At 60.1% G+C, this 24,692-nt stretch carries 16 protein-coding genes; 11 read left to right on the forward strand and 5 right to left on the reverse strand.

Annotated features, from left to right (window positions below):
* Positions 1–48 precede the first annotated feature (48 nt).
* From IPP88_02995 to IPP88_03030, 8 genes are all read left to right on the forward strand, one after another.
* The gene (locus IPP88_02995; GenBank protein ID MBL0121722.1) at positions 49–861 is read left to right on the forward strand and encodes a MaoC family dehydratase N-terminal domain-containing protein; all 813 of its coding nucleotides are present in this window, start codon (positions 49–51) and stop codon (positions 859–861) included.
* Positions 862–951: 90 nt separating this feature from the next.
* Positions 952–1,575: a class I SAM-dependent methyltransferase gene (locus IPP88_03000; protein MBL0121723.1), complete on the forward strand. Its 624-nt coding sequence runs from the start codon at positions 952–954 to the stop codon at positions 1,573–1,575.
* Positions 1,572–2,297 carry a pseudouridine synthase gene (locus IPP88_03005; GenBank protein ID MBL0121724.1) on the forward strand — a complete coding sequence of 242 codons (726 nt, stop codon included), beginning with the start codon at positions 1,572–1,574 and terminating at the stop codon, positions 2,295–2,297. Before IPP88_03000 ends, IPP88_03005 begins: the two co-directional genes overlap by 4 nt.
* 534 nt (positions 2,298–2,831) lie before the next feature.
* Positions 2,832–3,689 (forward strand): trypsin-like serine protease, encoded by an 858-nt coding sequence (locus IPP88_03010; protein ID MBL0121725.1) that lies wholly within the window; start codon positions 2,832–2,834, stop codon positions 3,687–3,689.
* Entirely contained in the window at positions 3,646–5,865 is a 2,220-nt protein-coding gene (locus tag IPP88_03015) for a right-handed parallel beta-helix repeat-containing protein (GenBank protein MBL0121726.1), read from the forward strand. The genes IPP88_03010 and IPP88_03015 overlap by 44 nt, the downstream gene beginning before the upstream one ends.
* A complete protein-coding gene (locus tag IPP88_03020; protein MBL0121727.1) occupies positions 5,853–7,214 on the forward strand; it encodes a hypothetical protein in 1,362 nt (453 codons plus the stop codon). Before IPP88_03015 ends, IPP88_03020 begins: the two co-directional genes overlap by 13 nt.
* A gap of 176 nt (positions 7,215–7,390) precedes the next feature.
* Positions 7,391–10,204 (forward strand): hypothetical protein, encoded by a 2,814-nt coding sequence (locus IPP88_03025; protein MBL0121728.1) that lies wholly within the window; start codon positions 7,391–7,393, stop codon positions 10,202–10,204.
* Positions 10,205–11,632: 1,428 nt separating this feature from the next.
* Positions 11,633–11,854, forward strand: coding sequence for a hypothetical protein (locus tag IPP88_03030; GenBank protein ID MBL0121729.1), 222 nt, complete (start codon positions 11,633–11,635; stop codon positions 11,852–11,854).
* A gap of 314 nt (positions 11,855–12,168) precedes the next feature.
* On the opposite strand, the gene IPP88_03035 is transcribed toward IPP88_03030, so the two are convergent.
* The 3 genes from IPP88_03035 to IPP88_03045 all read right to left on the reverse strand — a co-directional run bounded on the left by IPP88_03035 (position 12,169) and on the right by IPP88_03045 (position 17,325).
* On the reverse strand, positions 12,169–15,585 hold the full coding sequence (locus tag IPP88_03035) for an AAA family ATPase (GenBank protein MBL0121730.1): 3,417 nt from the start codon (positions 15,583–15,585) through the stop codon (positions 12,169–12,171).
* A gap of 553 nt (positions 15,586–16,138) precedes the next feature.
* Complete coding sequence (locus IPP88_03040; GenBank protein ID MBL0121731.1) at positions 16,139–16,291, reverse strand: hypothetical protein; 153 nt, start codon at positions 16,289–16,291, stop codon at positions 16,139–16,141.
* A 197-nt stretch (positions 16,292–16,488) separates the two neighbouring features.
* Positions 16,489–17,325: an HDOD domain-containing protein gene (locus IPP88_03045; protein MBL0121732.1), complete on the reverse strand. Its 837-nt coding sequence runs from the start codon at positions 17,323–17,325 to the stop codon at positions 16,489–16,491.
* A 420-nt stretch (positions 17,326–17,745) separates the two neighbouring features.
* Between IPP88_03045 and IPP88_03050 the strand changes: the two genes are divergently transcribed.
* The 3 genes from IPP88_03050 (at position 17,746) to IPP88_03060 (ending at position 22,613) form a co-directional block, all read left to right on the forward strand.
* Entirely contained in the window at positions 17,746–18,861 is a 1,116-nt protein-coding gene (locus tag IPP88_03050) for a hypothetical protein (GenBank protein MBL0121733.1), read from the forward strand.
* A gap of 396 nt (positions 18,862–19,257) precedes the next feature.
* A complete protein-coding gene (locus IPP88_03055) occupies positions 19,258–19,743 on the forward strand; it encodes a prepilin-type N-terminal cleavage/methylation domain-containing protein (protein MBL0121734.1) in 486 nt (161 codons plus the stop codon).
* Positions 19,740–22,613: an EAL domain-containing protein gene (locus tag IPP88_03060; GenBank protein ID MBL0121735.1), complete on the forward strand. Its 2,874-nt coding sequence runs from the start codon at positions 19,740–19,742 to the stop codon at positions 22,611–22,613. The genes IPP88_03055 and IPP88_03060 overlap by 4 nt, the downstream gene beginning before the upstream one ends.
* Before the next feature lie 39 nt (positions 22,614–22,652).
* On the opposite strand, the gene IPP88_03065 is transcribed toward IPP88_03060, so the two are convergent.
* Positions 22,653–23,873: an ABC transporter permease gene (locus IPP88_03065; protein ID MBL0121736.1), complete on the reverse strand. Its 1,221-nt coding sequence runs from the start codon at positions 23,871–23,873 to the stop codon at positions 22,653–22,655.
* Positions 23,873–24,670, reverse strand: a complete 798-nt coding sequence (locus IPP88_03070) for an ABC transporter ATP-binding protein (GenBank protein MBL0121737.1) — start codon at positions 24,668–24,670, stop codon at positions 23,873–23,875. The genes IPP88_03065 and IPP88_03070 overlap by 1 nt, the downstream gene beginning before the upstream one ends.
* Positions 24,671–24,692 lie beyond the last annotated feature (22 nt).

Below are 24,692 nucleotides of genomic sequence, written 5' to 3' on the forward strand. Positions count from 1 at the left end.
ATGAGCGGCATCAATATTGCGCAGTTGCGGCAATCGATCGGGCGGACAATGCGCGACGAAGATGTGGTGAGCGAACGCCTCGTCAACGAATACCGTGCCACGCTGGCTCCGCATCTCGCTGACGTGCCGGCCGGCGCGGCGCCGCTGGCCATTCACTGGTGTCTCGCGCCGCCGGCCGCGCCGATGGCGGCATTGGGTGAGGACGGGCACGCGGCGAAGGGCGAATTCCTGCCGCCGGTGCCGCTGCCGCGCCGCATGTGGGCAGGCGGCTCGGTAGAAACCCTGGCGCCATTGCGGGTGGGCGATCGGGTTCTGCGCACCTCGACCATCGATGACGTGACGCTCAAGGAAGGGCGCAGCGGTGCGTTGTGTTTTGTCGCCGTACAGCATGAGCTGTCCACTGAACTTGGTCCCGCGATTCGCGAGCGGCATGACATCGTCTATCGCGAGTCGAGTTCGCGCACGACCGCACCAGCCGGCCGGGCAGTGGTGGGGGCGAAGGTCGAGCCGTCGCGCGCGGACAAGGTGTGGACAATCGAAACGTCGCCGGTTCTCCTGTTCCGCTATTCCGCGCTGACCTTCAACGGCCACCGCATTCATTACGATCACCCGTACGTGACGGGCGTGGAAGGCTACGCCGGATTGGTGGTGCATGGGCCGCTGCAGGCGAGCCTGCTGTTCAATCTCGCCGCCTCACTTGGCGGCAGCGTGCCGCGGTTGTTTGACTATCGTGGCGTGGCGCCGCTGATTGTTGGCACGCCTCTGCGCGTGTGCGGCAAGCGCGAGGCGACGGGCGAGGTGAAATGCTGGACCGAGACCGACGAAGGCGTAAAGATGGATGCGACGGCGACGTGGTCGTAACGTTTTCCCTGAATCATTCGTCAGGCAAACAAATTGCCTGGCTCGATGTTCCCTATTGACCATTCCTTGCTTGAAGCCAACTGCCCCCAAATGAACCCCAATCTCCCGGACCTGGAAAAAATTACCGATGGCACGCTGGATCATTACAACCAGCGAGCGGAGGATTTCTGGGAAGGCACGCGTGGCCACGATGTCAGCCAGAACATCGGCGCGCTGCTGCAATATATCGAAGGCGATCCACCGTTCGCGATACTCGATTTTGGGTGCGGACCGGGGCGCGATCTCAAGACTTTTGCCGGACTCGGCCATCACGCGGCAGGGCTTGAAGGTTCCGCGCGTTTTGCGGAGATGGCGAGGGAATTCAGCGGCTGCGAAGTGTTGCAGCAGGATTTCCTGAGGCTCGATCTGCCGGTCGCGGCGTTCGATGGCATTTTCGCCAACGCATCGTTGTTTCACGTGCCCAGCGTGGAACTGCCGCGCGTGCTGGGTGAATTGCATGCCGCCCTGAAGCCACGCGGCGTGCTGTTCGCGTCCAATCCGCACGGCGATAACAGTGAGGGCTGGAACCGCGGCCGCTATGGCGTGTATCACGATCTGGAACATTGGCGCGCGTACATGGCGGCGGCGGGCTTTGCCGAATTGACGCACTACTACCGTCCGCCGGGCTTGCCCCGCGATCAGCAGCCGTGGCTGGCAAGCGTATGGCGCAAATGAAGCTGGAACAGATTTTGTTCAGCCAGGGATTTGGCGCCCGCAAATTGTGCCGCCTGCTGATTGGAACCGGCGCGGTGCAAGTGGACGGCAATGTCTGCACGGACGTCGCCGCCGAATGGGACGTGACGCCGGCTTCGATTGACGGTGACGCCTTCACGTTTTGCGTGGAGGGTGTGCCATGGGAATTCCACGCGAAGGCGTATCTGATGCTGCACAAGCCGATGGGTTACGAATGCTCGCAAAAGGCAAAATCGCATCCCAGCGTATACACGTTGTTGCCCGCGCCGCTACGGACGCGTGACGTGCAGGCGGTGGGGCGACTGGATCAGGATACGATCGGCATGTTGCTGTTTTCCGACGATGGCCAATTCATTCATCGCATGACCTCGCCCAAACATGAGGTTCCGAAGATATATGAAGTCACCGCGAGTGAGGCAATCACACCGCAACAAATGGAACGCCTGATCGCCGGTGTGGTGCTCGACGACCACCCGGACCCTGTGCGGGCGCTGGGCTGTGCACTCACCGGCACGCGAACATTGCGGCTCACGCTGACGTCGGGCAAATACCATCAAGTCAAACGCATGTTGGCCGCCGTGGGAAACCATGTCGACAGCCTGCATCGCAGTCAGATTGGACAACTGTCGATGCCGCCTGATTTGGCGCTGGGCCAATGGCGCTGGCTCACGCCTCATGAATTGTTATTGGCGAGTACTGATTGAATGCGAAATTGCCGCTTACCTTGCGATGCGGCGGCACGTTTGGTGTATTCGTCGCGTCGCGCCTGACGAAACATAACAGGCTGCAAGCAGACTGCCGTTTGCAAAAGTAGCAAACACTAGTATTGGCGGTGCTTTCCAAGGCGTTTCGGCTGGAAAAGCCCGCCGATGCTTGAGTTTCGTGTATTTGTCGGCAACAAGTGTCGCCACGATGCCCGCGGGAGGCCGCCGATCTTGCAACGAGGTCAACAGGGCCGCGCCGCCGGTTGCCGACACTGCAAATGCCTCCGTCATGTGCCGCCTGTTGCAGGTATTTCCTCTTGGGCGGCGCCGCCACTCAGTTCGGGCCGCGCCAATAACGTTTATCTAACGCTGGCGGGGTGGTGCGCGTTACGCGCCACCAACATACTCAACAGCATGGGATTGCGGCAACAGAAAGCGTGCCATCACGGTGAATCTGGCTTGGGATCGGATTGCCGAATCAAACGAAATGCAGATTCAACGATGTTGATACTTTTTCTGCACGGGGAGACAGAAATGACCAGCGCAATCGAAGAGTCCGCAGACGGAGTGAAAATGCCAAACCCCAGCATTGGCGTGGCGCTTGGAGCATTATTGGCTGGAAAAGTCCGCCAGTGCTGGCGTTTTGCCCTCGCGCTCATTGCGCTTGGGCTCGTCCTGGGGAATTCAGGCATGGTGCGAGCTATCGTGGGAGGCGCCACCATTCCTGCGCCGCAAGTTGCGCCGGGCGGAACCTTCGAGTGGCTGGTGCGGCTGGAAGGCCCCGGCGGAAGATGCACAGGTTCCTTGATTGCCGCCGACTGGGTGCTGACCGCAGCGCATTGCGGGAACCCTACCGTCGCCTTTATTGGAAACGACACGGTTGGAGTGGCAATCGTGGAGGTAGTTCTTCATCCTTCATTTACCTCCGGGCAGCCCCAGTTTGATGCCTCGCTTCTTCGCATCGCGACGCCCAGCGCGATCCGTCCGGTGAACCGCTCGGTCGCGTCTCTTACCATCACCGCCGGGCAAACTCCGATCACGCTGGCGGGATGGGGCGTCGCCAACTCTGGTGGCGCGCCGGTGGCAGAACCCCGCGCGGGCGACACGACCGTTACGTCGGTCAACACTCAGGTGCTCACCACCGGGGCTCCGACGATCGGCTGCGACGGCGACAGCGGAGGCCCGATGCTCTATCGGGGGACGCTAGTGGGAGTGATGTCGTCAACCGATGCGACGTGCAGCACTTTTACCGCGGGCGCTCGTTTTAGATCAATCGCAGACTGGGTCACGAGCATCGCGGGGCCTAGCTCGCCAATCGCCCCCTGTCGTGCGCAGTGGCGAACTAACCGTGGTTTTGGGCAGCAGCTTCGGAATACCGTACGAGTTCTCTGACCCCGATGGGGCGACGCTTACTCTCGACGCCGTCGTTGCCTTCAACGATGGCCTTCTGGAGTACCTGGGTTGCGACGCGTTGGCGCCACCAACCGTCTGTAATTTCCGCGCGCCTGCGGACTTCGTTGGCGATACCGTCGCGACGTTCACCGTCTCCGACGGACAGGTGACGACAAACGCAACCTGGACCATCCACGTGCAGCCTGATCCGGTACCTGTCGCCCCGATTGCATCCGACTCCTTTGATAAAAGCTGGTCGGGATTCGCTCGATCCGTGGTTCTTGAGGCCTTCGATGCCAATGCCGACACGCTCACCTACACGATCGTCACACCGCCAAGTAATGGTTCTGTGTCCTGCATCGGCAAGACTTGTTCCTACACACCCAACTCAGGCTTTCTGGGTGACGACACCTTCACCTGGACGGCGAGCGATGGCGTGTTCTTGTCGAACACGGGCACTGCGATAATTCGTGTTGAGCAAGGTCCCCGCGACCAGACGTTTACGACCATCGGACAGGAGCCGCTCGCGCAATTCCAACTCATTACCACCAATTTCGTGTCCTACCTGGGGGTCTTAAGCACGACCACGCATGGTGTTTTGGATTGCCCAACTCTCGAATCCCAAACGTTCCCCGTCCGATGCACCTACACGGCAGCGGAGGGATTCGTCGGCGTGGATTCGTTCACGTGGGTCGCGGGTGGCAATGGCTTCTCAGTGGTCGTGACGGTCACCATAAATGTGGATCCGCCGCCCATCACTTACGCCGTCACCGCCGTGGCCAACCCGGTAGCGGGTGGCACCGTCACTTGCCTGCCTGACCCCGTCAACCACGGCAGCACCACAGAATGTACCGCCACCGCCAATGCTGGCTATATCTTGACCGGCCTGGCTGGCTGCAGCGGTTCCAGCGCCATCAGCCCCTACACTACGCCAGCCATCACGGCGGCCTGTACGGTGACGGCCAGCTTCACGGCAGGTGTTCGGTTCGTTGTAACCAGCACGGCCGAATCGGGTCCGGGAACGTGGACGAGCGCGGTAACCATCATCAATAACCAAACCTGCGACGCACCCACAAAACGCATCGAATTCAACATCCCCGCCGCCACCGATCCGGGCTGCAATCCAGCCACCGGGGTGTGCGTCGTGCAGTTGGGCACCGGTACCGCAATTGTCTGCCCGAATGTAGTGGTTGACGGCTACTCGCAGCCGGGGGCGGTCGCAAACACGGCCACCGACCACACCAACAATGCGCAACTCAAGATTGAATTTGCGGGCACGAGCACACTTTTCCTTGGCCATGACGGCATCACCCTGCGCGGTATCGCTTTCGCCGCAGTGCAGGTCGGCATCGGCGTTCGCAACGTGTTCGGCGCAGGCCTGGTGAACACGTTCAGCCAAGTACTTGCCGGCAATTATTTCGGTTGGCGTGCCGACGGACTGACCCCCGCCGGGTTCAACGGCGAACACCGGTTGGCAATAAACAATGGCCAAAGTGTGAATGTCATCGGCGCGCGCGTGGGCGGCCCGAATCCGGCAGACCGCAATCTCATCACCCATACGCTACACGGCAACGGCCTCAGACTTTCGGGCGCCAGCAACGCGCTAGTCGAGGGCAACGTGTTCAATCTGGATCGCAATGGCAATCCGGCGGCAGGCGCCAATTCCAGCCAAGGAATCCTGCTTGACGCCGGCGGCAATAACGCCAACACCATCCGTCGCAACGTCATCACGCAAACCAAGGTATCGGGTGTCCAATGCACCGGCGGCAGCAGCACGACGCTTTCCGAGAATGAAATTTTCGATGTCGGCTCCTCGGGTGCGGCCAATGCACGCGGCATCGAACTGCAGCCCGGTTGTAATCGCAATCAGACAGCACCCGTCATCACCAGCGTGACCGAAGGTGCATCGGTCACAGTTCTAGGCACACTCAATAGCGTGGCAAACGAAACCTACAAGATCGAATTCTTTCACAACAGTGTCGCCGATACCCAGAATCTGGGACGCGCCGAAAAATTCGTGGATGTCGTGCAGATCACCACCAACGCTGCCGGTTTCGCCACCTTCTCGGCAACCCTCCCCGCTTCGTTCGCAATGTTTCCGCAACGGCAACGCGGCTTTCGACGGGTGATACATCGCAAATTTCCCGCTTCTATACCGGCCCATTGCCGACACTGACGGTAAGCAAGTCAGGCAGCGGCGCTGGCATTGTCACTAGCGCGCCAGCCGGTATCGATTGCGGCGCAAGCTGCAGCGGCAGCTTCGTGCAAGGCAGTGCCGTCACGTTAATGGCTATCGCTACCGCCGGCAGTACTTTTGGCGGCTGGACGGGTGCCTGTACGAATGCTACCGGTACTTGTAGCGTGACCATGGACGCTGTCAAAGCTGTTACCGCGAACTTCACCATGCTCGATACGATTGCGCCCACGCCAGGTTTTAGCCTGCAACCGGCATCGCCTGCAGTGGGGACACTTCAACGCATCTCATTTGCACCATCGACCGATGCCGGTGGCTCTGGCATCGATACCTACGCCATTTCTTTGCTCAGTTGCGGCGGTGGTTGCCAGCCCTATGAACTTGGCGGGGGTAACGGGCAATATTCGATCTTGTCGGCGCAGGACATTGGCTTCACGTTCACGCCACTTGCAGGCGGCGCATTCCGTTTTGCAGTAATAGTCACGGACAAAGCCGGCAATGTCGGCACAGCGGAGTTCACGTTCAACATCTCTGCCACGCCCACTGCGACCGTACCATCGGCACCAGTGATCACGACTGCGACGCCGGGAGAGCGCAGCGCGACGCTGGCATTCAGCACACCAGCCGATGGCGGCAGTGCTATCACGGGTTACACCGCGACATGCGGCACCCGTAGCACGAGTGGATTGTTCTCACCGCTAACGGTCACCGGCCTCACCAATGCCGTGGCAGTCTCGTGCACGGTACGTGCAGACAACATCATCGGCAACGGATCGGCCTCGGCCGCCGTTTCAGTCACGCCACAATCCACGCTGGTGTTGCAGTCAGCGCATTCGCGCAAGACCCACGGGGCAGCCGGAGAATTCGCGGTCCCAATCAATCTGAATGCGACCATTGACGGTAACGTCAGCGTCGAACCGCGTATCTCGAGTGGGTCTCAAAAGGTCACGTTCGATTTCAACCAGCCAATCGTGAGCGTGGGTAGCGTCTCCATTTTTGACCAGAACGGGACCGAAATTGGGCAAACCTTCGTCAGTCGTGCAAACAGCCGCATTACCGTAATTCTCACTGGAGTTCCTGATCGCACGCGAGTGGAGATTCGGCTTGCCGATGTCAATCAGTCGCGCGATGTGAACGTAGCAATGGGGTTCCTCGTTGGCGATGTGCACGAGTCGCGCCGGGTGAATTCGATCGACATTCTGACGACGAAAAAAAGACTGATGAGTCCGACCAATAGCGTCAACTTCCGTGCTGACGTTACTACCGCAGGATTCATCAGTCCTGTCGCACTCTCGGCGGTGAAGGCGCGGTCGGGATTGACCTTGCCTTGATGTCGAGTGGCAGATTCGAACGAAGTACCGCCTCGGCGTAGCGGATATTCTTGCAGTACAGGGAGAGAGCAATGAAATGCGTACTCTGCACTTCCAAATTTGCTAACCCTAGCATTGGCGGGGTTTTCAGAGCATTGTTGGCTGGAAAGGCGCGCCAGTGCGGGAGTTTTGCTTTTGTGACTCTGCTCCTGCTCGCGGGCGCATTGGGCAACGCGAACGCGCAAGTACCAGGCGCACCCGTCATCGGCACCGCCGCAGCGGGCAGCGCAGAAGCCTTCATTTTCTTTGCCCCACCCGCTTCCGTCGGTGGCAGCGGGATTAGCGCCTACACCGCGAACTGCATACCGAGCGCGGGCGCGAGTGTCACCGGTAGCGGAATCACCGCGCCGATTACGGTGAGCGGCTTGGTCAATAGCACGCTTTATAGCTGCGCGGTGACGGCCACAAATGCTTCCGGTCCGAGCGCGCCATCGGCGACGGTGAGCGTCACGCCAATTCCCGGCGCGCCACTCACGCTAATCGGCGTGAAATCGCGAAAGACGCACGGCGCGGCGGGCGTATTCGACATCGCGATCGAAAGCGCAACCGCGCTTGGTGGCGCCGTCAATGTCGAGCCGCGCGGCAGCGGCGCGGGCCACAGCATCGTTTTTCAATTCAATGCCGCGGTCAGTTCCATCGGCACGGTCACCGCTATTGATGAAGCGGGTGCTGCCGTCAGCGCCACGGCCGCACAAGCCGGCAATGAAGTCACCATCATGATCGCCGGTGTCGCCGACAACAAACGCGTGAATGTTTCGCTCCCCGCCGTCAACGGCATCGCCGTGAATGCATCAGCCTCGATCGGGTTTCTGGTCGGCGATGTGAACGACACGCGCGCCGTCAATTCGAGCGACATCAGTGGCGTGAAAGCACGCGCTGGACAAAGCGTCACCGCCGCCAATTTCCGTCTCGATGTAGACGTCACGGGCACCATCAATTCATCCGATATCTCCGCGGCGAAGTCGCGCTCCGGCACCACGCTGCGCGGCGCCACCGTGTCACCCGCGGGTGTGGTCGCGCGCGTGGAGATCGAGCAAAAGGGCCTCATCCTCACGCAGACGGGTGCATTCAAACAATTGACCGCGAAAGCATTCGATGCACAGGGAGTTCTGCTCACTGCACCCGTTACCTGGACATCCGGTAAACCCGCCGTGATCACCGTTGACGCGAGCGGCAAGGCAACAGCGGCAGCAAGTAACGGCTCCAGCCAGATCGTCGCCGTTGCGGGCGGCATTTCTTCCGCGCCGCTAGTCGCGCTCTTCACCGAGACCGCGCCCGGCGCGATCCTGATTACCGATTCGCAGATCATCGGCGACCCCGTTGAAACCACACCCAATGCGCCGCCGAGTTTCTCCAACACCTATCAGGTTCGTTTGAGCGGCATATCGCCTCCTGCCATCGGCTCAATCCTGATGAACACCGAATCGAAAGTTGTTGCCGGGCGCGTGGTGGCGGTCGACAGTACGGGGAATCCGATCATCGTCACGCTCGGACTACTCTCGGCGCGCGAGATGTTTCCGACGCTCGATTTTACCGAGACGATCGACATGTCCAACGCGGTCGTCAACATTCCGCCAGCTATCGCTGCCGCCTACAACATCACGCGCGTCGGCAATACATTCTCTTTCACGCCGAAGGCGTCGCCAGGAAAATCCAGCCCGCTCGAAAGCACGCCCGCCAAAGCAAATGCCAATGCCACCATCGGCACCCCATTTGCCGGTGCAACGGGCACCCAGGCCTTGCCGCCGTTTACTTCCTGCGAAGTTTCCATTACCGGCGTCGGTGGCCAAGGCGCGCCATTGCCGATCGCGCTGAGCGCACCACCTTTATTCACGGTCACCGCGAGCCCCGTGCTTGATGTCAGTTTCAACCTGCTTAGCGCTCTTCTCGTCAAACGTTTTGTCATCACCGCCGAACCGGTCATCAAGTTTGAAGGCGGCGTCAGCATCGCGGCCGCATTTGAAGGCAAGATTGAATGCAAGGCCGAACTGTTTGCATACGTCGTTCCCGCCGGCGGGCCGCTGGCGCTCATTCTCGGCGGCGTCGTTCCATTCGGCGTCGGCTTCGAGGCCGGCGGCAAGATCACCGTCGCCACCATGGGCATCGGCACGAAGGTTGAAGTGAAAGGCAAGATCAAAGCCGGAGTGGTTTGCCCTGGTGGCAACCCGCCCTGCACCTTCGAGCGCGCGATGGACGACTTCACAGCAAAAGTCACGCCGACACTCGATGCACCGTCGCTCGGCGATCTTCGCGTGGAGCCGTCACTTTCCGCGTTCGGCTACATGGAGGCCTCCATCGGTAACGTTTTCCTGAAGTCGCTGCGATTCGACTTCGTCAAAGCGAAGGCGGGTGCCACGCTTGCGGGCAGTTTTGCATTGAAGGAAAGCCAGATACTCGATCCGCTCTATGCGTCGGACTACAAACTCTCCCTCGACGTCGGCGCCGGCGCGGGCGGCAAATTGGGCGACGTACTGACGTTGCTGGGATTGCCTGCCGTGAGTGCGCTGGAGCTGAAGGCTTCCACCGACATCGCCAAATCGCCTGCCGGGATCGCGACCGGTGCGGTGACGGCGGACAAGGCAAGCTTTGTGTCAGGCGACACCATCAACTTCACCGTCAAGCTGGACCCGGCGACGGTCGACTTCTTCCCCATTATCGGGCCCTACAACGTGAAGAAGATTCAGCTGGTGCGTAAAGTCGGCGGGGTAGTGACGGTGGTTGCTTCAGTGAACGCGGCACCCGCGCAAACGACTTTCACTCTCGCCTACACCGCGCCTGATTCCGGCTCGGTCGTGCAATTCTCGGCGTTCGTTGTGACGACCTTGCTGCCACTGGATTTGTTGAGCCTGGAACTCGGGCAGGCTACCGGCGGGACCGACTCCTTAGCTGGCTTCAGCAATGAGATCCAAGTTGCCATGGACGCACAAGGCAACGCGATAGGCGGCTTGTAGCAGGGGCTCGTCCCAAGGCGCGCCAGCAAGCTTGGCGAATCGATTTGTCGCAGGCGCCGGCTGGGTTGCGCGGCAACAGGTCATCGAAAGTCTTGCGTTCGCAAAGGTTACGCCAAAAATCGCCATGGATGTGGTGGAAATGCCATCGCGATGTGGGGAAACGGAATGCATTGACCCTAAGTGGGGAAATCCAGATCTTGGACCAACCGGTTCACACCTTCGACCGGTTGGGGACTGCGACGCCATTGAGTGATACGCCACCGAACATCAGTGGGCGTGTCGACACGGACAACCGCGAACCATGCCATCGCGATGAATCCGCGTGGCAATTTGATCGTGGTCTGGAAAGATTTGATCGTTGTCCGCCGCTGTTAGCCCTCACGGTCTCGGCATGGTACAGCGTTACGAAATATTCACCCAGTCTTCGAGGTGGTTGGCAAGCACCTGTGTCACTCGCGACAGCCAACATAATTAGGCAAGAGTACGAAACTCAGGGCGGTTTAATCACCTGGAATTGGTGACATCGAATGACTCGGAACACCCTGATCTCAATGGGCCGAATGGCAGTGCATCGACGACATGGTTACGGTCAGACTAACGACCGCCCGCTTTACGTTAACGCGCCGATTTACGGCCGCGCGGCCATATTGCACGCAAATTGCCAATATCCATTTTGACGGGCCTGCCGATTCCTGTTGAGCCATGCGCGATGGACCACAAGCGGTAATGCTGTCGGTGTTTGGGTGGTCATCAAATAGAAGCCTATATGCCAGCCGATACGATGCGATTTCGGGGTGGGGCCCACCATTATTATTAACATCCGGCTTTGGCTTTCAATCGAATATGCCCAGGTTGCGACCGAGCCTAACGGCACAATGACGGCAACTTGGTCGGCGGGAGAGGCCTGCGTCGAATCAACCGGGCTGTCTAAGGTTCAGATACAGCCGTTTCATGCCTGGCAGCGGTTGGTCGGGCTTGCCCAACGAACCAGCGCACCGTTTGAGTCAGTAATTCTCACTCCCTGACCGGGCCCAAAATCGCGGTACTGGCAGCCTGCAGGCTCATCGCGACTTGGGAGGAATAGAAACAAATGCTTCGGCAAGCTATGGGCCAGCAGTTCAGGCTTGCCACGGTTGGAGTCGGCCCCCATTGATGTTCGGAACAGAGAACAAACCTTAACCTTCCATCAGGACTCGTACCATCTTGCTGCGGATGGCAACGGCCATGCGATCGCCGTGGCCAGGTCGAGGGCACGACGATCCAGTCACATGTCTTCCCGCACTACTGCCCGCAGATGGCAATAACTGTGCCGTGACATCAAACATTGTCGTGCCACACCAGCGACGGCCATCGCCGGGGACACTTTTCCCCTTGACGGTCGAGGTGCAAAACACTTCCAACCAACGGGACACGAACTTTGCCGGCACCATGCAATTTGCGTCGAACGACCCTGCTGCGGTACTACCGGCCGACTACACTTTCACCTCGGCGGACGCCGGGTCGCACACGTTCAATGTCACGCTGCGCAAGGCAGGCGCGCACACCTTCAGCGGTCGTTGGCAATCCAGCGGATCCGGCAACACCACTATGAATCCCGGCGCGCCGACGCAGCTTGGCGTTTATGCAGCAACCGACAGACCGCCGAGGTAAACAAACCGATCACGCCCTCCGTCACCCTTGGGTGTATGACGCGTTTGACAACACAATTACCAGCGCGACCGGCAGCGTGACGCTCACGCTAGGCAACAATCTGAACTCGGCGAGCCTGCTTGGCGCGAACCAAAGCGCCCTCGTCAATGGTGTGGCCACATTCGGGGGGCTGAGCATTAATAAAGCAGGACGTTCTCGCTCATCGCGTCATACCCCGGTGGACTCACCCGCACGAGCGGATTCTTTGCTGTTACCGAATTGTGCCGATCGGTGATTGAGGCACCATGGCGCGCGGCGAGCCCACTCGCGACGGGTCAAACCGAGAGCAGTTTGGCGGAGCAGCCGATACCATGACATGCGCTGATGCGCCGCCAACGGCACCGGCGGAGCCCTGTCGAATTGGTTATCTGAGGCGATCCCCTAAGAAGCTCATCAGCCCCCAACTTTGCTCGGGGCATGCAAATCGCTTCTTGATCGTGTGCTTCGCTACGTGAGGCTAGCGGCATACGCTTCAACCCCGCTCGCACCCCCTCAATCACCCGCCCCAACAGCTTTTCCAACTCCACATCGATCTTCTCCACCGGGAGCGCGCGCGATTTCGCGCCTTGTTTTGTCGCAGGCAAGTTCAGCGATTTCACCCATGTGTGAATATCCTTTGCCATGGTGTCCGTGCACGCCGGATGCGCGAGCAGCAGATTGGCGGCGGCTCCGAGCGACAGGCCGCCATTTTCAGCAGTGGTTGCGTGAATGATTTTGAGTCCGCAAAAAACAATTTCCAGTTTGCGAAATCCCTGCACCTTGCCTGCCGTCTCGTTGACGAGTTCGGTCAGCAGTTCGGCGGCTAGCCTGAAATCCGCGCGCTCGATCGCCACGCGAATCATCAGCGCGCCTGATTCCGCGATGAGCGCAGTAGAGCCCATACGCCGCGCGTTCAAGCGTGCTTGATTGGCAATCGTGGCCGCGCGCGCGTAGTCGTTTTGCATGAGCGCGGCGTGGGCGAGGCCGATTTGCGAAAACGTGAGCGGGCCACGATCGCCGTAGGTCGTGGCGATCGTCACGGCTTGCTCAAATACCAGTTCCGCGGCTTTCGGCCCGGCCGTTTGCAATAGCGCGCCGCCGAGGTTGCAGAGGTGGCGGCTTTGCATGTACTGCAAGCCCGCATCCTGCAACAGTGAGAGCGCGTGGCGATGAATTTCAATGCAGCGATCCAGCTTGCCCTGATATTCGGCCACACCGCCGAGCGCGTTCAGCAGCATTACCAGCACGGTGGCCGAGGCACCTGCCTTGTCGGCCTCCGCCAATCTTGCCGCGAGCAGTGTTTCCGCTTTGTCAAGTTCACCAAGCTCCATCAACGCGGTACCGGCAAAGGAATCCATCCGCACGCGCTCCGCAAATGCCACATCTGCGTCCGCGAGCGCTTCAGCGGCAGCGTGCTCCACGAGTATTTCCGCATAATTGCCGCGAAACAAAAATGCCCCCGCCCGGCCCGCGTGGATGGCGAATGCCAATGCGCGCCCGCCGCTCTCCGTCGGCGGGCCCGCTACCCCGCATGTGAGCGCGACTTCGGCCTTGCGGTACTCCTCGAGCGCCTGGTCGTATTCGCCCAGTTGCCTGACCAAATCCGCGCGCCGGATGCGTAATGCGCACGCCGCATTCACCGGCAGCGCATTATCGACTTCCGGCCAGGCTTCGACGCACGCGCGCACGAGGCCGCGCGCCATCGCGGTGTTCACCAACGCGGCGGCGAGGCTCACCACACGTTCGGTATCGCCGATCTTGCATGCAAGCTTCAAGGCATGCAGTTCATCGGTGAAGCGTTCGGGAATCGTCGCCATCGCGTCTTGCGATTGCGCACCGAGCAGCCGCGTATTTTCCGTCGCGGCACGTTTTGAAATTTCAGCGACGTAGCTCGCTTCCAGGCGCGCGGCGACGGCACGGCTCCGCGCGAGCCGCGCAACCGCCAGCTCCCGCAGCAGCGGATGCAATTTGTATTGGTCGCCGACGCGTTGAATCAACGCACGTGCGCTCAATTCCTGCAGCGTACTTTCGCGCACCCGCGCAATTGAGAAAGCGAGTGTGGCGGAAAATTCACCCTGAAAAAGTGCGAGCGAGATGAATGCCCGCGCCTGCTCGGCGCTTGCCGCGGCGAGAGACTGCTCCATCACGCGACGCACGCTGGCATGTCGTTCGGGCCGATTGCTCGCCCTGGTCGCGGCACCGCTTTCTTTCAGGAGCGACTGCGCGATCTCCGCGCACGGCCGCGAACCCACTTGCGCGGCCGCGAGCTCCAGCGCCAGCGGCAACCCTTCGGCCGCGCGGCAAATCGCGAGCACATGTGGCAGCTCCGCGCTGCGCGAAAAGCCGCGATACGCCTGTCGCGCGCGGCTGGTGAAAAGTTCGATCGCGGTTTCGTTGGAGGTATCCACGGACTCGCTGGTCCCCGATGTCTGATACGAAAGGCCGTTGAGCTCAAGTACCCATTCTTCCTGCAGCCCCAGCGCGACGCGCGACGTCACGACCATTTTCATGCGCGGCGCGGCGCGCAGCAAAGCGGGCAGGAAATCGCGCGCTTCGCAGAGTTCATTGTTGGTGTGCGGCAGCAATTGCTCGAAGTTATCGAGGATCAGAATGCCTTCGTATGAACGCAGCGCCTCGCACAGCACTTCTTTCGGATTTGCGCGCGGTGAGAGTTCCAGCCCGAATGCGGCGGCGATCGCGGCATAAAGAGCTTGCGCGGATCGCACCGCTTCCAGTGCCGCGAAATGCGCATCGTCGTCGTGCCGTCGCGTTTCTTCGGCGAAGGCCAGCGCGAGCCGCGTCTTGCCCATGCCGCCAGGGCCGTGCAGCGTGATCAATCTGCAATGCGGGTCCGAGGCCATTCGCGCCATTTCAGCGAGTTCATCCTGCCGTCCGACGAAACTCGTTGCCAACGCAGGCAGACCGGCGCCGCGAATGCTCCCCTGCCGGCGTAGCGCGCCTTCGAGAATGGCGCGTGTTGACGGTGCGGGTTTGCGGCCCGCGCCCGTGGCGAGTGTGCGCCGCAGCTGCTCGAATTGCGCTTCGGCGGCGCGGATGTTGCCTGCGAGCAAGTGCAACTGCATGACTTCAGCGTGCATCGTTTCATCGGCCGGGTCGCGCTGCAGCCAGGCTTCGGCGATTCCAAGCGCGGAGCCGATTTCCTCTTTCGCGCTACCCGACGCGCACTGTCGCCGCCGTGCCGCGACTTCACCCAAAATCACCTGCCGCACGCGCGCGGCAAGGCTCTCGCGCTGATTGCTGAGCCAATCGTCAAACTCGGGCAATTCATCGAAAACGAGACCGGCCAATAGCGCGCCATGGTAGAGCGACAGCAGCTTTTCAGCGGCGGTTGAGCGCGCCAGCGCATCCGTCACGGACCAGACATCGCAATCGTGCAGCGCGGCTTTGCCGATCGTGAGTTCATTGCGCGTACTGCTGATGGCATTGCGCAACGCCGGTGCGAGGTGATGAAGCAGCTGCCGCAGACTCGCGAGCGCGGACGCGCTATCCACGCGCCGCCAGAGCAATCGCGCGATGGCCTCACGCGTGACCGGGCCATCGGCCAACACCAGCATGGCGAGCAGCGGCAGTGCGCGCGCGGACAGCGCCGGGAGTTTGGCCCCATCGGCCACGATCACGGCCTTGCCCAGCAGTTTGATCGAGAGCGAGCCTGGCGCGAGCGGCGATTCAGCCGAAAAATCGGCGGCGCTCATGCGATCAGTGCCTTGCCGGCCAAATGCGGCCCAATCCGGCTGCTACGCATCGCGTTGGACATCGTTGTCGCAATGTGCCATCTCCCACCCGTTTCATCTGCGGCGACAAGCTGCAAGGTTTGTGCAGCGGCAAACCACACGAATGAGTATAGGCGGCGCATGGAAATTTAGAAACGATTCGCAGCGTCGCGCAGGGGCAATAACGCGGATATAACGCCCGCTATGGCGGGAAGGCTGATCAGCGCCGGTCGCTTTCCCCTTCGAAGACTTTCAAAAGTCAGGACGCCTCGGCGTAGGCCGGGACCCATCCCCATGGGGGTGCTTGAATGCGCCAAAAACATTGAAACCCCAGCATCTACGGGCCTTTCCAGCAATTTATGCTTGAGAAGTGTCGCCAGTGCTGGAGTTTGTGTATTTTCGAACGCTCGGTATCGAGCGAAATATTGAAGTCGTATTCGATCTGCGTCTGTGTGATTGCGTGATTACGCGAGTTGATGATGACGCGATTGTTTCGCCCCGCTCAGGAGGCCAGCGTGTGGAAACGCGCCGGGCGCTAGCCGTTCAGCGCGAGCGACAGCACCGACAGCCAAAGCGCGGTTCCGAGTAGCGAACCCCACAACAGGCCGGTCACCGCATGGAGCGGATCCCGTTGCGGGCGTTCCAGAACGGTCGGCTGTACGTGATGCGTCAGGTATGTCTGATTCATGGCGTCATTCCCTGTTACGTGATTGCTGCCTGCTGCACGGAACGATTGACCCGCAAGTGCAGCAAGTTCCAATACGCACTCAGTATGCATGGTGCGCATCTATCAAACCTTTCGATAAACCCGGGATTACCCCTCCAATTCACTGAATTCATTTGCGGGTGAGTGCTCGCTAGCGTTTAGTTGACTTGCACCGCGCGTCATGCCTTGAGGGCCGCAATCAGCGATGCCACTTCTTCGGCCGAGTCCTTGAGAATGCCGCTGAGCGTTTCGTCGTCGATGGCGATATCGATATCCGCGTCCATGCCCTTGTGGTTCACGCCTGCCAGCGGCCCAAGGGGCGATTCAATCGGCGAGAGCCGATCCGCCAGAAGCAATGTGTCACCCAGTGTTTCAGGAGGTATGGCGAGAAAGCCTTCCCACAGCGTCTCGACCGCGGCCAGAATATTCGCCGGCACACCGAGCACGCGCATGACGGCATGCCCAATTTCTGCCTCGCCCCGATTGTGCCAATCCGTGAGATCACCCTGAAACAGGCCGGGAAAGGCGCTCGCGCGCGAGATGAGGTAAAAGCCGCCAACTTCATGCACGATGCCCGCAAAGAAGGCGGCATCGGCGTCCTGGTGGGTTACGCGCTGCGCGATCACGCGCGCCAGCGCGGCAACGTGCGCGGTGTGCTCCCACAGGCGACCCGCCAATGCGCGATGTTCAGGCAACTGCGACATGCCTTCCATCTGGCGCACCACCATCGCGGTCACCATCACGCGGAGAGTCTTGAAGCCCAGCCGGGAGACGGCGCTGTTCACGTCGCTGGACTCACGACCAGAGCGGTTGTAGGCCACCGAATTGGCGATTCCCACCACGCGCGCCGATAGAATCGGCTCGGCGGAAATCAGCTGGCTGAGCTCGCCAACCGAGCAATCCGGGTCATCGAGCGCACGCCGAACGCGCATCGCGATTTCGGCATGCGTTGGAAAGACCATGTCGCCGCGTGCGGCGTCTGCCGCAATCGCTTCCAGTGCTTTCTGAACGTCCATGTCTTTCCGGCCCCATCTGTATGAATCATGGACTATATCGGCAACTTCCGTGCACAACATGAGGTGGCCGAAATCGATCAGTACGCCGGCAGGGGGTGCGATTCAAACTGGCGTGGAAATGTGAATTGTTTTGCTTCCCCCTTTGGAAAAGGGGGATCGGGGGGAACTTTGGTCATCGCAAGCCCGGGTAACTGCAAATTTTCGAGCATCCCAAATCTCTCTCAACCTCCCTTTGAAAAGGGAGGAGCCAAAATCCACATCACTTTGAATCGCTCCCGCCGGCAGGAGGCTGACGAAACATCTAGGCCGTGGTGTTAGAGTGGAATGCGCCCGGCGGTCAGTGGCATCGAACGCTCGGAACACATGATCCGGCGCGCGAATGCGACGCGGGACCAGAAAAACAATGAGGAGAAAATATTCATGAAACAGAAAAGTTTCGTTGCGCGCATTGCGGCGCTTGCATTGATGGCGCTCGGTTGTGGACCCGCGATCGCGGCCAGCGATGGTGTTCCGGCCTATCGGGTGGATACTTCGTGGCCGCAACCACTACCCAACAATTGGATTCTGGGGCAGGTGAGCGGTGTCGCGACCGACGCGGACGACCACGTGTGGGTGTTGCAACGGCCGGCGTCGCTGAGTGACGATGAGCGCGGGGCGACCACGACTCCACCGCTGTCGAAGTGTTGCGCGCCCGCGCCGGCCGTGCTGGAATTCGACGCTGGCGGAAAATTGTTGCGTTCCTGGGGTGGCCCCGGCAAAGGCTACGACTGGCCGGGCAACGAGCACGGCATTCATGTCGATTACAAAGGGTTTGTCTGGGTGACTGGCAATGGGCCAAACGATGGCCAGATCCTGAAATTCACGCGTGACGGAAAATTTGTCCTGCAAATCGGCAAAGTCGGCGCGCAGGCGGGAAGCGCCGATACCACGCGCCTTGGGCAGCCGGCGGCGGTGGAAGTGGATGCCGCCACCAACGAGGTGTACGTGGCAGACGGATATTACAATCGGCGCGTCATCGTGTTTGATGCCGACACGGGCGCGTACAAGCGCCACTGGGGTGCTTACGGCAAGGCGCCTGTCGATTATGAAAAGCCAAGCGCGCGCCGTACGCATCCGCCTACGGCTGCGCAGTTGCAGCATTTCGGCAATCCGGTCCACTGTGCCCGGGTTTCGAAGGACGGATTCGTCTACGTTTGCGACCGGCTCAACAACCGCATTCAGGTATTCAAGAAAGATGGCGCCTTCGTAAAGGAATTCACGGTCGAGCCGAAAACCGCGGGCAATGGCTCGGTGTGGGACATCGCCCTTTCACGCGATCCGCAACAACGTTATCTTCTCATGGCGGATGGCCGTAACAATCAGGTGCTGACCTTGTCGCGCGAAACCGGGGCGGTGTTATCGCAGCTAGGCCGCCCCGGCCGTTACGCGGGGGAATTCCATTGGGTACATGATCTCGCCATCGATTCGAACGGCAATTTGTACGCAGGAGAAGTAGATAGCGGGAAACGAGTACAGCGTTTTAATCGGCAGCCTTGACAGGATATTTTGTGTGTTAGCGGGAAAGGCTCTAGCACTGGCGCGCCTTACCGGGCGAAATACGTCTGAACGCCGCTCCAGTGCTAGAGTTTTATGTTGGTGTCGAATGGCAATTTTTTCAGGGCATACGCGCGTAGTTCATTGCTTATCGCTCGTATCGTGCCGGCGAAAGCCCACGCGACAATCCGGGGCCACGAATCGACCACCGAGACAACAATTAACAAGAGTCACTTCGCGGAATAGTCAGGAATTCGTATACTTACAGACAATGAAATGTGGGCGTACCAGCCTTTGACACCTGTGCTTTGTGACCGCATAAAGGTAAAAAAGAGAGACCACACAACGCGCATAATTGGTACACATATATCCTCCCTTGGAGCAAGGTTGGAAAGAAAAATGAATACTCGGACGATAACTCGCTTGATCCGCGCGCAACGTGCATATTCGCTAGTGGAAATCCTGCTGGCAATCGCGGTTATCGCCATCCTCGCGGCAATCGCCATCCCCAACTACTACAAGTACATTGAGAAAGCCCGCGTGGCGCAGGCGGTGACCGACATCGGCGGAATGTCGATGATCATCGTGAAGTACATGGACGATAACAACTACACGCCGCCCGACGATCTGGCGACCGTCAAGATGGATGGCAGACTTGATCCATGGGGCCGGCCCTACATGTTTACCAATCTGGTCGGCGTAAAGGGCAAGGGAACTTCGCGCAAGGACAAGAAACTCAATCCGCTCAATTCGGATTTCGATCTCTACAGCGTCGGCAAGGATGGCGATAGCAAGCTGCCGCTTTCCCCCAAAGTCAGTCAGGATGATGTGATTCGCGCACGCGATGGCCAGTTCATCGGCCTTGCTTCAGAATTCGACCCGTGATCCGAGCGCGCTCGGCATTCCTGCAGAGTCGTGTCGGCAAGAGAGTATTTTTCCTGTTTGTGATTTCTGCGTTGGCGCCGCTGGGCGTCATGGCCGCGCTTTCCCTCACCCAGGTACGCGAACTGCTGATCGATCAGGGCAAGACACGACTTGCGGCGCTCGCCAAGAATTATGCCCTGAGCGTGTATGAGCGCATGCTGACCGCGCGCGACGGCGCCTTGCTGATTGCCGCGCAGCCGGCGCGGGCGACACCTTTGCCTGTTGCTGGGCCGCTGCCGGTTTCCGCGAACATCCCCTCGTCCTCATCCCTGGCCAATCAGTTCCGATTTCTCGGTCGCGTCGATGCGATTGGCCGGGTTGAGGCCATCAAGGGAAATGCGCCGCCCGAAGCCGCGGCATTGGTTGCCGAATATCGTGGCATGGCCGTGCCGCCACCCACACTGCTACGGAGCACCGCTGGCGAAAAGTTGTTCATCCTGGAGAATCATCCCCGTACCACTGCGGCGGGCGCCATTGAGCATGGTGTTTTGGTCGGGGAATTGAATCCCGCCTATGTGTGGGGCGATGAAAGCGACATGAAGTCCGGCATGATTATCTGCGTGGTCGACAGTGCGAACATGCAATACGTGAACTGCCACAATGGGCGCGAACTGGGCTTGCCGCGATTGCTCGCTGATGCCGGTCCCAATCACGAGCCGACCGATGTTGTCTGGTCACGGGAAGGGGTGGATTATCGCGGTCGCGTTTGGGCGCAATTCCTGAAGAACGATTTTGGCGCGAAGGACTGGTATTTCGCGATATCGCTACCAGAGGATGATTTGCTTGCGGCCGTTTACACCTTTCGCCGCAGCTTCGTGTTGGTCGTTGGCCTGGCGCTGCTGTTGATCGTATGGTTCTCTTCGCGGCAGATTCGGGCGATATTGACGCCGCTGGGCCATCTTGCCGCCGCCACGCGGCATATTGCAGCCAACGACTTCAGCGCACGCGTCGACGTGAATTCGGCCGATGAATTTGGCGAGCTCGGCAGCGCATTCAATTCCATGACTGGTCGACTCGGCCGTCAATCGCAAATCTCGCGGGCACACGCCGATATCGACCAGATGATTCTCGGGCGCGAGGATCTGAAAGGTATTGTCGACGCAACGCTCCGCCAGTTGCAAGTGCTGATGCCGGCATTTCGAGTATATGCCGTGCTCCTTGATCGCATTGAGCCTGCGGTGGGCCGCCGTTTCTCATTGGATGGTGAATTATCTGGCAGCAGCGCGAACGCGCCAAGGATGGACTCCGTTCCTGTTCCGCCATCGACACGTCCGGATCTCTCGATGCCGATGCTAACGCTCCGCAAACCGTTGGCCAGTGAACCCGATTGGGCGCGCCCGTCAGGCGGGGCGGACATGCCGCCAACGGCCACGCAATGGATTTACCCTCTTGTTTGGGGGCAGGCGGCTTGCGGTTGGTTACTGATCATCGCACCGGATGCCAATGTGATCAGCGATGACGAACGCCGCATGATCAGCGATCTTGCAGGCCGGCTGGCGTTGGCTGTTGCGTCGGTTTGGCGCGATGACGAACTCTATCAGCAGGCGCACTACGATTCGCTGACGGGCCTGCCCAATCGACTGTTGTTCGGCGACCGCCTGCAACGTGAACTTGCGCGCGGCAAGCGCGAATCCCGGACCAGCGCGGTCCTGTTCGTCGATCTTGATCATTTCAAGGCGGTGAACGATTCGCAGGGGCATGGCGCCGGTGACTTTCTGCTTTGTGAAGCGGCGAGGCGCATCGCTTCCGCCATTCGCGAGAGCGACACGGTGTCGCGCCACGGCGGCGATGAGTTCACCGTGCTGTTGTCTGATATTCATGAACATCAGGACGCGTTGCGTGTTGGCGATGCCATTGTCGCCGCTCTCAGCAAGCCATTCACGGTGGCGGGTCAGGATTGCTTTCTCTCCGCATCGGTCGGTATCGCGATTCATCCGGACAATGGATTGTCGGTGGAAGAATTGCTCAAGAATGCGGATACCGCGATGTATCGTGCCAAAGCGGCGGGGCGCGGACAATCGATGTTCTATGAAGAGCGGATGAATGCCGCGGCCATTTCGCGGATTACCATCGATCGCGAATTGCGGCATGCGCTGGAGCATGGCGAGCTTGAACTCTTCTACCAGCCGCAGGTGTCGATGGTGAACGATCGTGTAGAAGCGGCTGAGGCGCTGATACGCTGGAATCACCCACGGCGCGGCTTGCTGGGGCCGGGCCAATTCATTGCCGTGGCGGAAGAAAGCGGATTGATCAACGCCATTGGCCGCTGGGTGATCGAGGAAGCTGCGCGACAGATTGTCGCGTGGCGGCGAGATGGATTCGTCATCGAGCGATTATCGGTCAATGTCTCGGCGCGGCAATTTCGTGAACCCGACTTTGTCGAACATATTCACGCGCACGTGATCGCGCCCGGACTCGCGTCTTCCATCGAGTTTGAGATCACCGAGTCGGCCATGCTGGAACGAATGGATTTGCTTGAAGAAAAGCTGAAAGTAATCGCCGATGCGGGAAGCACCATCGCGCTGGATGACTTTGGTACCGGGTTTTCGTCGATGGCCTATCTGAAAAAACTGACGGTGCATGTGGTGAAAATCGATCGCGCCTTTGTGGAAGATATCGACAAGTCGGCGGAATCGCTCGCATTTGTCGAGGCCATCATCGCGATGGCGCATGCGCTCGGGAAGACCGTCATTGCGGAAGGTGTTGAAAATGACGAGCAAGTGCGATTGCTGGGTGAGCTGGGCTGTGACTTGCTACAGGGCTATCGATTCAGCAAGCCGCTGCCGGGCGCGGCCTTTGTGGCGTATTCGACGACGTTTGGGCGTTCGTGAGCTTCAGTCAAGTATTTGACGAATGAAAATTGCAGGGCGTCATTCGTGTCGCAATGCCTCGATCGGGTCCATTTGCGCGGCGCGCCTTGCCGGGAAATACCCGAACAGCACGCCGATACCCGCCGAAAACAGGAAAGACAACACATTAATGGTCGGGTCGAACAGAAACGGTACGCCCATTGCACCCGCCAGCACGATCGATGCACCCGCCGCGATGACGATGCCTACAATGCCGCCCAGCGCCGCCAGCACCACCGCTTCGATCAGGAACTGCAGCAGCACTTCGCGTTCCAGCGCGCCGATGGCGAGCCGCAGCCCGATCTCGCGGGTACGTTCGGTCACACTGACGAGCATGATATTCATGATACCGATGCCGCCCACCAGCAGGCTTACCGCGGCCACGGCGCCGAGCAGCGTGGTCATCACCTGCGTGGTACCTGACAATGTTTCGGCGAGTTGCTGGGTGTCGAGAATGTTGAAATTGTCGTCGTCGCCCGCGGCCAGCTTGCGGCGCTCGCGCAGCAGTTGCCGCAGGCTTGCTTTCAGGCGCGTGCTGTCGCTGCCGTCCTGCATCGACACCAGCAGGGTGTTGACCTTCTGGTTACCGGTGACGCGGCGCTGCAGCGTGTGCAGCGGCACCAGCACGGAATCGTCCTGATCGTTGCCCATTGCGGCTTGGCCCTTGGACGCGAGCACACCGATCACTTCGCAGGAGAACTGCTTGATCCGCAACTGTTCACCGAGGCCGTTGCGTCCACGCTCACCGCCGTAGAGTTCCCGCCGCACTGTCTCGCCGATGATGCAAACGGCGGCGCCGGAGGTTTGCTCGTCGTCCTCGAATTCGCGCCCGGACGCAAGCTTCCAGTTACCGGTAATGAACCATGCATTGGTGCTGCCGGTAACGCTGGTGGACCAGTTGCGGCCATTCGCGATCACGGTGACGCCGGCGCGCGCTTCGGGCGCCACCGCCGCGACGCCACCGATCTGCGCCTGGATTGCATCGGCATCGGCTTCTTTGAACGACGCCGCGCCACCCCCGCCGCCGCCGCCGGGTCCCTGGCGCTGGCCGGAGCGCACCTGCAGCAGATTCGTGCCGAGGCTTGAGATCTGCATCTGCACGGCCTGCGTGGCGCCATTGCCCAGGGTCACCATGGTGATCACGGCGCTCACGCCGATGACGATGCCGAGGATGGTCAGGAACGAGCGCAGCAGGTTGCGGCGAATCGAGCGTAGCGCAAGAAACAGGGTATTGAGTAACATCAGGATTTCTCGACCGCCTTCGCGGCCAATGGTGCCGGTCGTGCTGTCGGTGCCACCGGCGCCTGATGCGGATTTGGGCCATCGCTGTCAATGAGTCCATCGACAAAATGCACCAAGCGTCGCGCGTAGGCGGCCATGTCGGATTCGTGCGTGACCATCAGCACGGTAATGCCATGATCCACGTTCAGTGCCCGCAGCAGTTCCATGATTTCCCGGCTGCGCTGCGTGTCCAGGTTACCAGTGGGCTCGTCGGCCAGCAGTACGGCAGGTTCGGTGACGATGGCGCGAGCAATCGCCACCCGTTGCTGTTGTCCACCGGACAGTTCGGCCGGCGTGTGGTGCTCCCAGCCACCCAGTCCGACCGATTTCAATGCCGCCGCGGCGGCCGCGTGGCGCATCGTTGCGCTTTCGCCGCGGTACAGAAGCGGCAGCTCGACGTTTTCCTGGGCGGACGTGCGCGCCAGCAGATTGAATCCCTGAAACACGAAGCCAAGATAGCGGCGCCTCAACCGCGCACGCTGGTCTCTCGACAAGGCTTCGACATGCGCACCTTGAAACAAATAGTGTCCCGCGCTAGGGGTATCCAGGCAGCCGAGAATATTCATCGCCGTCGACTTCCCCGATCCGCTCGGGCCCATGATGGCGATGAATTCGCCGGCGCTGATATCAAGGTCGATGCCCTTCAACGCCATCAGCTCGGCCTGCCCGCTGCCGTACACCTTGGTCACGCCGCGCATCTGGATCAGCGGTGTACCGGCGGCGACACGTGGCGCGGCGGTGGTTCGCACGGGCGCCATTTTTTCTTCGGGTGGAACAACG

It is taken from the genome of Betaproteobacteria bacterium (genome assembly GCA_016720925.1).
In the GTDB taxonomy this organism is placed as follows: Bacteria; Pseudomonadota; Gammaproteobacteria; order Burkholderiales; family Usitatibacteraceae; genus UKL13-2.

What these genes read in the sequence shown, in the direction of transcription:
- IPP88_02995 (MBL0121722.1), top strand. Translation starts at nt 49, where the DNA reads ATGCGCGACGAAGATGTGGTGAGCGAACGCCTCGTCAACGAATACCGT.
- IPP88_03000 (MBL0121723.1), top strand. Translation starts at nt 952, where the DNA reads ATGAACCCCAATCTCCCGGACCTGGAAAAAATTACCGATGGCACGCTG.
- IPP88_03005 (MBL0121724.1), top strand. Translation starts at nt 1,572, where the DNA reads ATGAAGCTGGAACAGATTTTGTTCAGCCAGGGATTTGGCGCCCGCAAA.
- IPP88_03010 (MBL0121725.1), top strand. Translation starts at nt 2,832, where the DNA reads ATGACCAGCGCAATCGAAGAGTCCGCAGACGGAGTGAAAATGCCAAAC.
- IPP88_03030 (MBL0121729.1), top strand. Translation starts at nt 11,633, where the DNA reads ATGCAATTTGCGTCGAACGACCCTGCTGCGGTACTACCGGCCGACTAC.
- IPP88_03035 (MBL0121730.1), bottom strand. Translation starts at nt 15,585, where the DNA reads ATGAGCGCCGCCGATTTTTCGGCTGAATCGCCGCTCGCGCCAGGCTCG.
- IPP88_03040 (MBL0121731.1), bottom strand. Translation starts at nt 16,291, where the DNA reads ATGAATCAGACATACCTGACGCATCACGTACAGCCGACCGTTCTGGAA.
- IPP88_03045 (MBL0121732.1), bottom strand. Translation starts at nt 17,325, where the DNA reads ATGGACGTTCAGAAAGCACTGGAAGCGATTGCGGCAGACGCCGCACGC.
- IPP88_03050 (MBL0121733.1), top strand. Translation starts at nt 17,746, where the DNA reads ATGAAACAGAAAAGTTTCGTTGCGCGCATTGCGGCGCTTGCATTGATG.
- IPP88_03055 (MBL0121734.1), top strand. Translation starts at nt 19,258, where the DNA reads ATGAATACTCGGACGATAACTCGCTTGATCCGCGCGCAACGTGCATAT.
- IPP88_03065 (MBL0121736.1), bottom strand. Translation starts at nt 23,873, where the DNA reads ATGTTACTCAATACCCTGTTTCTTGCGCTACGCTCGATTCGCCGCAAC.
- IPP88_03070 (MBL0121737.1), bottom strand. Translation starts at nt 24,670, where the DNA reads ATGGCGCCCGTGCGAACCACCGCCGCGCCACGTGTCGCCGCCGGTACA.